Origin of the sequence: Synechococcus sp. A15-127 (genome assembly GCF_014280215.1) — a bacterium.
Lineage (GTDB): Bacteria > Cyanobacteriota > Cyanobacteriia > PCC-6307 > Cyanobiaceae > Parasynechococcus.
In genome coordinates this window covers 2,531,761-2,543,463 of record NZ_CP047948.1, presented here as the reverse complement: position 1 = coordinate 2,543,463, position 11,703 = coordinate 2,531,761, and the positions used below count along the sequence as shown (strand labels likewise).

Genomic DNA, 11,703 nt, shown 5'->3' with positions numbered 1-11,703 from the left:
TCGCAGTCTTCGTCTGGGGTTTTGGAGCTCTATGACTGGTGAGAACAATTCGACGCCTGTGGGATGAACAGCGGTTTTCCACTTGTTCACAGGCCGTGAAAAAACCTCCGTTGAGCGGAAGCTCCAACAGAGGTTCTCTTTCCCCAGGTTCTGAAGAGTGTTTTGGGCGGTTGTCCTCAGGCGCTTTGGCGATTGTCTACCGCTTCAGAAACCCATGACGTCGGCAACGGTGGCCAGATCAGGGTCCAGATCCGTGTGGAAGGCAGCGTCGTTGTTGTTGATCGCGCAGTCGGGATCCTTGAGGCCGTTGCCGGTCAGAACGCAGACGACATTGGCTCCTGTCGGGACTTCATCGCGTCGTTTCAGCAGACCCGCCACCGAGGCGGCGCTCGCCGGTTCGCAGAAGATTCCTTCCTCTCCACCCAGCAGCTTGTAGGCCTCAATGATTTCCGCATCGGTGACGTCCAGAAAGGCCCCGTTGCTCGCCTGACGGGCTGCGATGGCCTTGTCGCGGTTCACGGGATTTCCGATCCGGATCGCCGTGGCGATCGTTTCGGGCTCCTTCACGGTTGTCCCATGCACAAGAGGGGCTGATCCACTGGCCTGAAAGCCCATCATTCTCGGCAGCTTCCGGCTGTGGCCTGCCTGCTGGTATTCCTGAAATCCCATCCAGTACGCGGTGATGTTCCCTGCATTCCCCATCGGGATGCACAACCAGTCGGGGGCTTCCCCGAGTGCATCGACGATCTCGAAAGCAGCAGTCTTCTGACCCTGCAGACGGTAGGGATTGACGGAATTCACCAGGGTCACGGGGTACTTCTCCGCCGCTTCCCGAACGATGTCGAGAGCTTTGTCGAAGTTGCCGCGGATAGCCAGCACTTCTGCTCCGTACACAAGAGCCTGGGCCAGCTTTCCCTGGGCGACGTAGCCGTCAGGGATCAAGACGAATGCGCGCATGCCTCCCCGACGGGCATAGGCCGCTGCGGCTGCCGATGTATTTCCGGTGCTGGCGCAGATCACGGCTTCACAGCCGGCTTCCTTGGCCTTGCTGATGGCCATGGTCATGCCGCGGTCTTTGAAGGAGCCGGTTGGATTCAGGCCGTCGTACTTGACATGGACGGTCACACCCTTGCCGATGCGTTCGGCAACGGATGGCACCGGAATCAGCGGTGTGGCGCCCTCCCGCAGTGTGATCACCGGTGTCGACCTGCTGACCGGCAACCAGGCCCGGTAAGCCTCGATCAGCCCAGGCCAGTCCTGCATCACCGGCTTATCGGCGAATCGTCGACGGAGGTTCTGAACGAAGGTCACCGGATCGCTTATTACCTGAGCCGGAATCTAAGTGTCAGGGCTCAGAGACCTCAGGGGTTTCCATCTTTCAAACCGTCCAGCGGTGAGTCTGAGAAGAACTGCACGAGGCCAGCGATGGACTGTGCTTTCTCAATGACTCCAAACAGTGCCGGAAGATTTACAGCCATCACCTCGTTGGGATACGACTTCAGGAAATTGACAGCTGTCAGGCCGCCTGCCTCCTGCAATCCATTGATCACACCGGCACGGATGGCAGGGACGCTGACATCAGGAGACGGAGAATAGATCGGATAAATGATCTTGCCGACACGATGGACGATGGCATCTCCGATCCGGGTGTTGATCAGCCGGCTGGTCAAGACAAGTGGAAGCTCCAGTTTCTGATTGAGTAACTTCGCGACCTCCTCGGGTTTCTGTCCGGAGATCGCCAGCAGATCTTCCAGCAGACCGATGGCCTCACCGGTTTCGGCAAGATGCTCGATTTCCTTGACGGGAATCGAGCGTCGGAATCCTCCGGAAACGAGAGCAATGTCCACTGCGGCCATCGCCTTTGGCGTTGGACAACCGATTGCGAGACCGGTTGCTGCGACAAACCCGAGCACGGATCGACGGCATCTCCGGAGGCTGACCATCACTGCTTTGTTTTGACGAAACCTAAGCGGGAACTCCAGCGGCGACTCGCACGAGGCGGACAACTCCCCGTTCGGCCAGACCCTGCGCCACCTGAAGTCCCATTCGGCGTGCGTCGGGCTCATTGATGATTCTGGGAAGGCGTTTCATCAGCAGATCAGGGCTGAATCCCGGTAGAGATTGCAGAACGCCGATCAGTTGACGGATCGGTTCGAGCTGGAGCAGCGGATCGTTCTGGATCGACCTGTTGGCAGACATTCCAGGAGGCTGCAGACGTTTTGGCAGCCGTTGGCCCAGGCGCTTCATCGTGAGCCATCCGAAATCGTCAAGACGTTGCACCGTGGCATCCACCAGCTGCTCCCGCAGCAGACCACCCTTTGACGAGAACAGGAAGTCGAGAAGTTGGTCGAGGAGCGTGTCCAGGTCGAGGTCGGTCTGACTGGCAGCGCTCGAGACCAGGTTTTCGAGGCGTGTCCAACGGAAGATCTCTCCATCGAAGAGCATTTCCTTGAGGCTCTGTCGCAGCTGAGGATCCGGATCTTCCATCAACCTTCGAGCGAAATAGGGATAGGCAGCACCGAGGATCTTGAAATCGGGGTCCACGCTCAGAGCGATCCCTTCGAGAGTGACGAGTGAACGGATGATCAGTGCGTAATAGGGGGGAACTCGGAAAGGGAACTTATACATCACACCGGACATATCGTCTGTCACGCTTTTGAAATCCATTCTGTTGACACCCATCTCGATTGCTTGACTGAAAACCGATTCAAAGGCGGGCACAATTGGCTCGAGATTGACATCTTCAGCAAGAAATCCAAGGGTAACAAAGTCCTTCGAAAGTTTGTTGAAATTTCTATTGACAAGATGCACCACTGCTTGGATCAAGCCCGTTCTTGATTCACGACTGACTTCACTCATCATCCCGAAGTCCAGATAACAGAGTCGACCGTCTTCGAGCGCCAGAAGGTTTCCAGGATGGGGGTCAGCATGGAAGAAACCATGCTCCAACAGTTGCTGAAGACTGCAGTTCACCCCAACTTCGACCATGTCGTCAGGGTTGACACCCATGTCGCGCACGGCTTCGAGGTTGGTGAGCTTGACTCCGTCGATCCATTCCATGGTCAGCACGCGCCGGCTGGTTGCCTCCTGATGAATCCGGGGAACGGCGATGCGAGGGTTGTTGCTGTGAAGTTCACGGAACTGTTCAGCATTCGCTGCTTCGTTGAGGTAATCCATTTCCTCGAACACCCGCTTGCCGAGCTCATCAATCAAGGCGACCAGATCACTCCGGATCAGTCCGATGTTGCTGTTCAACCAGGAAGCGATGTTTCGGACGATGTAAAGATCGAGTGTGATCTGCTCGCGCAAGCCGGGGCGCTGAACTTTCACAGCGACCCGCTCTCCGTTGTTCAGAACACCCCTGTGGACCTGTCCGAGGGATGCGGCCGAGATCGGTTCCCGTTCCAGTTCCAGGAACAGTTCATCGACCGAAGCCTGTAGGTCCTCCTCGATGCAGGCCATGGCCAGATCACTGTCGAAGCCAGGCAGTTGGTCCTGCAGTTGAGCAAGCTCCTCCAGCAGAACGGGTGGAACGATGTCCGGTCGGGTGGACAGGGCTTGACCTGCCTTGATGAATGCCGGTCCGAGATCCACAAGCAAGGTTGCGCACTCCCGGGCGCGGGAACGGGCCTGCCGAGGGTCCTGCAAGCGCCGGAACAACCAGTCCCAGCCCACCCCGATCAGAAAAAGACCGATCGGCACCAGGGTCTGCCACAGGCGTCGGATCAGCCGTTGTGGATGGCCTGCATAGATCCGTGTGATGGCCGCAGGGTCGTACTCCAGCAGTCCAGCGGCTTCGATGAAGTCACCGAGCTCCTGCGCCATGGTTCCGGTCTGAAGGGACTCCCTTCTAAACGAACCGTGTCGCCGCTACGGTCAGCACGACCACAGGAGCTGACTGTGCTCACCGGTCTTCAGCTGCGGAACATCGCTCTGATCGACAGCCTCGAGCTTGTCTTTCAAGCCGGTTTCACTGTGCTCACGGGTGAAACGGGTGCCGGCAAATCGATTCTTCTCGATGCTCTCGACGCCGTTCTCGGTGGTGCTCAGGGCGCAGCAGGTCTGCGATTGCTGCGTCCAGGCTGTGATCTGTCCCGTATCGAAGCCAGTTTTGAAATCACCGAGTCGGTGGGTCGCTGGCTGAGCCGCGAAGGACTCGCTGAGGATGGACAGGACGAACTGATCGTCAGCAGGGAATGGCGCCGACAGCAGCCCGAGCGGGTCACCAGTCGATCACGCCTGAATGGCGTCGCGGTCAACCGGCAGCAGTTGCAGGATCTGCGGCCCTTGCTTATCGATCTCACCATTCAGGGTCAGACACAGCAACTGTCCCGTTCCGGTCAGCAGCGTCGTTGGCTTGATCGTCTCGGTGGGGCTGGTCTCGCCGAATGCTCTCAGGCGGTTCGTACGGCATGGCAGCTCTGGCGTGAGGCTGCGGCTTCCCTGCTGGCCCTTGAAGACAAGCAGGAGGGCTTGGAACGGGATCGGGCCGAGCAGGAACAGCTGCTGGATCAGCTCGAGCAGGCTTGCTTAGAGGATCCGGATGAGTGGGGCCGGCTGGAGCGCGAGCAGGATCGGCTGGTTCACGGTGTTCATCTTCAGCAGGGCCTGGCTGAGGTGTTCGGCCGTCTGCGCGATGGAGCGGATCAGGCTCCGTCTCTCCAGGATCATTTCGCAGCGGTGAATCAGGAGCTGCAGGCCATGAGCCAGATGGATGCCTCGCTGATTCCCCTGCACGATCGGGCTCTCGACCTCCAGACAGGGGTCGAGGATCTTTTGCGGTCTCTGGATCAGTACGGGGTGGCTCTTGAGAGTGATCCTGAGCAGCTCGATTGCATTCAGGAGCGACTCGAACAGCTCAAGCGGCTGCAGCGGCGTCATGGGCTCGATCTGGCCGGCCTGATCACCCGTCGGGATGAGCTGCGGGAGCAGCTCATGGAGGGGGGGGTGTCTGCCGATCTGGAGCGATGGCGTCAGAGGGAACAGCGGTGTCGATCGGCTCTTGATCAAGCCAATGCCCTGCTCCGTGCGGCAAGGCTGGAGGCTGCCGAGTCACTGCAGAGCTCGCTTCTTGATCTGCTGCCTCCCATGGGACTGGCGAATGTGCGCTTTGAAGTGGAACTCCTATCCATCGATCCCACGGAACACGGGTCGGATGCCGTGCGCTTTCTGTTCTCCGCCAATCCCGGACAGCCCCTCGCACCGCTGATAGAGGTGGCGTCCGGAGGGGAGATGTCGCGGTTTCTGCTGGCATTGAAGACAGCTCTCGCCGCGGTGGATGGGTCCAGCACGTTGTTGTTTGATGAGATCGATTCCGGCGTGAGTGGCCGGGTCAGCGGTGCGATGGCGGAGTTGCTCCGTTCCCTGGCGCGGCACCGGCAGGTGTTCTGTGTGACCCATCAGCCCCTGGTTGCGGCTGGGGCCGATCACCATTTCCGCGTCAGCAAGGACGTGCGGGACGGCATCACCCGTTCACGGGTGTCCCACCTGCGGGACACTCAGCAGCGACAACTGGAACTCGCTGAGTTGGCCGGTGGTGATCAGGCCCGTGCCTATGCAGCCAGCCTGCTGGACCAGAAATCTGCCTGAAGTTTCGAATTCTTCTTAAGATTTTGTGCTTACCATCGGGGCGACATGGGGCGATCTGCTGCCAATAACGCGAATCGCCCTGCTGCTGTGGATCTAGCCCGTACGGATCAGGACGATGAGATCCGGGTGCGGGGGGCCAGACAGCACAACCTCAAAAACGTCGACGTCACGATCCCCCGCAACAAACTGGTGGTCTTCACCGGTGTGAGTGGCAGCGGCAAGAGCTCACTGGCGTTCGACACGATCTTTGCGGAGGGTCAGCGCCGCTACGTCGAGAGTCTCTCCGCCTATGCCAGGCAGTTTCTCGGCCAGGTGGACAAGCCCGATGTCGACGCCATCGAGGGTCTGTCACCGGCCATCTCGATCGATCAGAAATCGACAAGTCACAACCCCCGTTCGACCGTCGGCACCGTCACCGAGATTCAGGACTATCTGCGTCTTCTGTTCGGGCGTGCCGGTGAACCCCACTGTCCCAAGTGCGGGCGTTCGATCCGGCCTCAGAGCATCGACGAGATGGTCGATCACATCCTGCTGCTGCCTGAGGGAACCCGATATCAATTGCTGGCACCGGTGGTCCGGGGCAAGAAGGGAACCCACACCAAGCTGATCAGCGGTCTGGCAGCGGAGGGGTTCGCACGGGTCCGGATCGACGGCGAGGTGCGTGAGCTGTCAGACAACATCGAGCTCGACAAGAACCACAGTCACAACATCGAAGTGGTGGTGGATCGTCTCGTGGCCAGGGAGGGTGTGCAGGAGAGGCTCACCGATTCCCTGCGCACTGCTTTGAAACGCGGTGATGGTCTCGCTCTTGTGGAAGTGGTTCCCAAGGCAGGAGAGGAGGTTCCGGAGGGCGTCGATCGCGAGCGTCTCTATTCCGAGAATTTCGCCTGTCCGGTGCACGGAGCGGTGATCGAGGAACTCTCACCTCGACTCTTCTCGTTCAACAGTCCTTACGGCGCCTGTGAGGCCTGTCATGGCATCGGCCACCTCCGCAAGTTCACGGTGGAACGGGTGATCCCCGATCCCAGCCAGCCGGTCTACGCGGCGGTTGCTCCCTGGGCTGAAAAGGACAACAGCTACTACTTCTCGCTGCTCTATTCCGTCGGTGAAGCCTTTGGATTCGAGATCAAAACCCCTTGGAACGAGCTCACCGATGAACAGAGGGATGTGCTGCTGAATGGCAGTCGTGAACCGATCCTGATCCAGGCCGACAGTCGTTACCGCAAGGGCAAGGGCGCGTATACGCGTCCGTTTGAGGGAATTCTTCCGATCCTGGAACGCCAGTTGCGCGATGCCAGCGGTGAGGCTCAGCGCCAGAAGCTGGAGAAGTTCCTGGCGCTGGTGCCATGCGAGGCCTGCCACGGGCAGCGGCTGAGGCCGGAAGCCCTCGCGGTGAAGGTGGGTCCTTTCCGGATTCCAGAGCTCACGGCCGTCAGCGTCGCTGAAACCCTGGAGAGGATCGAGCAGTTGATGGGCGTCGGGATCCATGAAGGTTCCGAGCCGCTGCTGACGCCGCGTCAGATCCAGATCGGCGATCTGGTGCTGCGGGAGATCCGTCTGCGGTTGCGCTTCCTTCTGGATGTGGGGCTCGATTACCTCAGCCTCGACCGTCCGGCGATGACCCTGTCAGGGGGAGAGGCTCAGCGCATCCGTCTCGCCACCCAGATCGGTGCGGGGCTCACCGGAGTGCTCTACGTCTTGGATGAGCCCAGCATCGGCCTGCATCAGCGGGACAACGACCGGCTTTTGGACACGCTCAGGCGCCTTCGCGATCTCGGCAACACTCTGGTGGTGGTGGAGCACGACGAAGACACCATCCGGGCAGCGGATCATGTCGTGGACATCGGTCCCGGTGCCGGAGTGCATGGCGGCCACATCGTGGCCGAAGGCTCCCTGGAGAACCTTCTGTCCAGTGAAGAGTCCGTCACAGGTGCCTATCTCAGCGGACGCTGTTCCATTCCCACGCCTTCTGAACGTCGCACAGGTGGCAACCGCCGTCTGCAGCTGATCGACTGCAATCGCAACAACCTGCGCGATCTCACCGTGGAATTTCCGCTCGGTCGACTCGTCGCGGTGACCGGCGTCAGCGGAAGTGGCAAGAGCACCTTGGTGAACGAGCTGCTTCACCCAGCTCTGGAAAACGGCCTCGGACTGAAGGTGCCGTTTCCCAGCGGTCTGGGTGAGTTGCGTGGAATCAAGTCGATCGACAAGGTGATCGTCATCGATCAATCCCCGATCGGCCGCACGCCCCGTTCCAATCCGGCCACTTACACCGGTGCCTTCGATCCGATCCGCCAGGTCTTTGCCGCCACCGTTGAGGCCAAGGCGCGCGGTTATCAGGTCGGTCAGTTCAGCTTCAACGTCAAGGGCGGACGTTGTGAAGCCTGCCGCGGACAGGGCGTGAACGTGATCGAGATGAATTTCCTCCCCGATGTCTACGTGCAGTGCGATGTGTGCAAGGGAGCCAGGTTCAACCGTGAAACCCTGCAGGTGAAATACAAGGGCTACACGATTGCTGATGTCCTGCAGATGACGGTCGAGCAGGCTGCGGAGGTGTTCGAGGCGATTCCTCAGGCTGCGGACCGACTGCGGACGCTGGTGGACGTCGGCCTCGGTTACGTGAAGCTCGGACAGCCGGCCCCGACACTGTCTGGCGGTGAGGCGCAGCGAGTGAAGCTCGCCACCGAACTGTCCCGCAGGGCCACCGGTAAGACGCTCTATCTGATCGATGAGCCGACAACCGGCCTCAGCTTCTACGACGTCCACAAGTTGATGGAGGTGATGCAGCGTCTTGTCGACAAGGGAAATTCGATCATCTGCATCGAGCACAATCTCGATGTGATCCGTTGCAGCGACTGGATCATCGATCTTGGCCCCGAGGGTGGTGACCGTGGCGGGGACTTGCTGGTGACCGGCACACCGGAAGAGGTGGCCCAGCATCCGACCAGTCACACGGGGCGTTACCTGCGTCGTGTTCTCGATCAGCATCCAGCAGAGATTCCTTCTCTCGCCGCCTGATGTTCAGGTTCCGATGCCCGCGATCGTGTCTGGTGTCCCTGATGGCGGGACTTGCCCTGACGGGTGTGGGAACTCCTGCGTCCGCCCTCGAGCGGTTGGTTCTGCGGATGCCGTTCCTGGAAACCAGCATCACGATCAATCTGGGGGAAGCCGAGACGGTCGATCAACTGTTGCGATCCAGTCCGGATCTCGAGGATCTGAGGGCTGCGAGCGGCGACAGGCTGTCCAACCTGCTGGAGGGGATTTTTCTTGCACCGCTTCCCCCTGAGACGCGTTCGTTTCTGGAGGGATCAACCGGTCAGCCACTGCTTGAGCAGGCCCTCCAATCCGCCGTTGCTCTGGTGCAGCTCGAAGGGGTCGAGTCAGACACCTCCGGGCGGATGCTCACCGATGCGCTGATCCGGGCGGAACGCAATGGGCAGGCGACTGTGCTCGGTCTGCTGCGTGAAATGCCAGGGAAAACGGCCACCATCGACATCTCGAGGGTCGCTTTCATCGCCTCCCGACTGATCCGTAACACGGAACAGGGTCGCAGTCTGGTGAAGGCTGCACCGGCTGAGCCGTTCAATTCTTCGTTGCAAGCCCGGCTGAGGGGCGCCTGGTCCCGTCGGGAGATTCAGGTGTCGGTGCCCCATCGGCAGGAACCGCTGCGAACGCTGGTTCTGGAACCGCAGCGGAATTCGAATGGACGCCTGGCTGTGATATCCCACGGACTCTGGGATGATCCCGAATCGTTTGAAGGCTGGGGAGAGGTGCTTGCTTCGGCGGGTTACACCGTGCTTCTTCCCGATCATCCAGGCAGTGATTTCGAGCAGCAGAAGGCGATGCTTGCCGGGGACCGTCCCCCCCCGGATCCGGAGGAGTTGACCAGACGTCCCCGCGATGTCTCCGCACTGATCGATGCCGTTGCATCAGGTCGCATCCTGCGCAATCAGTCGCTCAACACCGACGCGGTCGCTGTGATCGGACATTCCTGGGGCGGCACCACGGTTCTTCAGCTTGCCGGTGCAGATCCAACCGATCGAAAGATGCTTTCCCGCTGCAGTGATCTGGAGGATCCAGAGGGGAACATGAGCTGGGTGCTGCAATGCAGCTGGTTGTCCACCATCCGAGAGGCGGGAGCAGCCGACCCGCGTGTGCGTGCTGTGGTGTCCGTCAGTCCCCCGTTGCGTCTGCTGTTCGATCCCGCCAGTTCCAGGAGCCTCAGCGGGAAGGTGCTTCTGATCAGTGGCACCGCTGACTGGGTCGTTCCATCCGGTCCCGAGGCGATCTCGCCGATGCGAGAGACGAAGGCAGCACGCCATGGACATCGTCTGGTGCTGTACGACCGGGCCAATCACTTCACGGCCCGCAGTTTCAGGGGTGATCCGCAACCGGCGGCGATCGGTGCCCTTCTGCTCGCCTGGCTCAACGAGCAGCTCGATGTGTCCGGTTCCGTCACATTCTCCGGTGGTGGTTGGGGTGATCCGGAGCAGCGTCTGGTTGATGTCAGTGATCGTCTCTGAGATTGCTGTCTGTTTACAAATTCGTCGCCTCCGGGGATGTCTCGAAAGGGGCGACATCTCTGTCCAGGTCAATCATCTGTGGGCCTGACCCGGCAGCAGTGCTTGTTTTCTAATCTTTTTTTCATCTTCTCAGGCTCTTTGTTTCTCTAAACAAAAACGAAGCCCTTCCAGGCTTTTGCTGTCTGTTGATGCCACGAATGGGTCTGCGTCTGTTGCATCTGCACCTGCATGGCCTATTCCGTTCCCATGAGCTGGAGCTTGGGCGTGATGCCGACACAGGCGGGCAGACCCTGTACGTCCTCGAGCTTGTCAAGCATCTGGCGCGGCAACCGGATGTCGATCAGGTCGATGTGGTCACCAGGCTGATCAAGGACCCCCAGGTTTCGAGTGACTATGCCGTTCCTGAGGAACCCATCGCTTCCGGGGCCCGCATTCTGCGTTTCCGTTTTGGTCCAGATCGATACCTGCGAAAGGAACGGCTCTGGCCGCATCTGATGCAGCTGGTTGATCAGCTTGTCGATCATCTGCGTCAGCCCGGTCAGATGGTCGACTGGATTCACGCTCATTACGCCGATGCCGGCCTTGTGGGTTCCCTGGTCAGTGAGCGGTTGGGCATCCCCCTCGTTTTCACAGGCCATTCCCTCGGTCGCGAAAAGCAGCGGAGACTTCTGGCTGCTGGGGGCGACCCGCTGCAGATGGAACGCTCCTATGCCATCAGGGCCCGCATCGACGCTGAGGAGCGGGCGCTCGCACAGGCAGATCTGATCATCACTAGCACCCGTCAGGAAGCGGAGAAGCAGTACTCCCGGTACAGCAGTTTCCAGCTGCAGCGTGCCCACGTGGTTCCACCGGGTGTGGATTCGAGTCGTTTTCATCCCTCCGCCACGTTCACGGAAAAGGCCGAGCTGAATCAGCTGCTGCATCCCTTCCTGCGGGATCCCTCCAAACCTCCTCTGCTGGCCATTTCACGGGCGGTCCGTCGCAAGAACATCCCCGCTCTTGTCGATGCGTTCGGTCAGTCAGCCGCTCTGCGTCAGCAGTTCAATCTTGTGCTGGTGCTCGGATGCCGGGATGACCCTCGCCAGTTGGCCGAACAGCAACGTGAGGTGTTCCAGCAGGTGTTCGAGCTGGTGGATCATCACAATCTCTACGGCACGATCGCCTACCCGAAACAGCATCGGCGTGACCACATTCCCGCGATGTACCGCTGGGCGGCCCGCCGTCAGGGCCTGTTCGTCAACCCGGCTCTCACGGAACCCTTCGGACTCACGTTGCTCGAAGCCGCTGCCTGTGGGTTGCCCATGGTGGCGACGGATGATGGGGGACCCCAGGACATTCAGGCCCGATGCGGCAACGGGCTTCTGGTGGATGTGACCGAGCCCGGGGGTCTCCGAAGGGGACTGGAGCAGGCGGCCAGAGCTGGTGATCTCTGGAGACGTTGGAGCGATAACGGTGTGGAGGCAGTCAATCGGCACTTCAGCTGGGGCGCCCATGTCCGTCACTATCTGGCTCTGATGGACGCCACAGCCGACCGGATCCCAAGGGTCCGGCGAGCTCCACGAAGGAGTCGGATAACGCCTGCGCGCCCTCT

The 11,703-nt window shown here is 60.1% G+C and carries 6 protein-coding genes and 1 pseudogene; 4 read left to right on the top strand and 3 right to left on the bottom strand.

Features of this window, described 5'->3' with window-relative positions:
- Positions 1–204: 204 nt before the first annotated feature.
- From thrC to SynA15127_RS13415, 3 genes are all read right to left on the bottom strand, one after another.
- Entirely contained in the window at positions 205–1,263 is a 1,059-nt protein-coding gene (gene thrC, locus SynA15127_RS13425; RefSeq protein WP_186485758.1) for a threonine synthase, read from the bottom strand.
- 98 nt (positions 1,264–1,361) lie between these two features.
- Positions 1,362–1,943 (bottom strand): alpha/beta hydrolase, encoded by a 582-nt coding sequence (locus SynA15127_RS13420; protein ID WP_186484508.1) that lies wholly within the window; start codon positions 1,941–1,943, stop codon positions 1,362–1,364.
- Positions 1,944–1,965: 22 nt separating this feature from the next.
- Positions 1,966–3,825: an AarF/ABC1/UbiB kinase family protein gene (locus tag SynA15127_RS13415; protein ID WP_186484507.1), complete on the bottom strand. Its 1,860-nt coding sequence runs from the start codon at positions 3,823–3,825 to the stop codon at positions 1,966–1,968.
- Between the two features lie 75 nt (positions 3,826–3,900).
- Between SynA15127_RS13415 and recN the strand changes: the two genes are divergently transcribed.
- The 4 genes and pseudogenes from recN to SynA15127_RS13395 form a co-directional block, all read left to right on the top strand.
- Positions 3,901–5,589 carry a DNA repair protein RecN gene (gene recN, locus SynA15127_RS13410; protein ID WP_186485757.1) on the top strand — a complete coding sequence of 563 codons (1,689 nt, stop codon included), beginning with the start codon at positions 3,901–3,903 and terminating at the stop codon, positions 5,587–5,589.
- Between the two features lie 45 nt (positions 5,590–5,634).
- Complete coding sequence (gene uvrA, locus SynA15127_RS13405) at positions 5,635–8,607, top strand: excinuclease ABC subunit UvrA (protein ID WP_186484506.1); 2,973 nt, start codon at positions 5,635–5,637, stop codon at positions 8,605–8,607.
- Between the two features lie 41 nt (positions 8,608–8,648).
- A complete protein-coding gene (locus SynA15127_RS13400; protein ID WP_255475517.1) occupies positions 8,649–10,112 on the top strand; it encodes an alpha/beta fold hydrolase in 1,464 nt (487 codons plus the stop codon).
- 197 nt (positions 10,113–10,309) lie between these two features.
- Positions 10,310–11,701, top strand: a pseudogene (locus SynA15127_RS13395) (glycosyltransferase); the annotation flags it as partial.
- Between the last annotated feature and the right edge of the window lie 2 nt (positions 11,702–11,703).

What these genes read in the sequence shown, in the direction of transcription:
- SynA15127_RS13420 (WP_186484508.1), bottom strand. Translation starts at nt 1,943, where the DNA reads ATGGTCAGCCTCCGGAGATGCCGTCGATCCGTGCTCGGGTTTGTCGCA.
- SynA15127_RS13415 (WP_186484507.1), bottom strand. Translation starts at nt 3,825, where the DNA reads ATGGCGCAGGAGCTCGGTGACTTCATCGAAGCCGCTGGACTGCTGGAG.
- thrC (WP_186485758.1), bottom strand. Translation starts at nt 1,263, where the DNA reads ATGCAGGACTGGCCTGGGCTGATCGAGGCTTACCGGGCCTGGTTGCCG.
- uvrA (WP_186484506.1), top strand. Translation starts at nt 5,635, where the DNA reads ATGGGGCGATCTGCTGCCAATAACGCGAATCGCCCTGCTGCTGTGGAT.
- SynA15127_RS13400 (WP_255475517.1), top strand. Translation starts at nt 8,649, where the DNA reads ATGGCGGGACTTGCCCTGACGGGTGTGGGAACTCCTGCGTCCGCCCTC.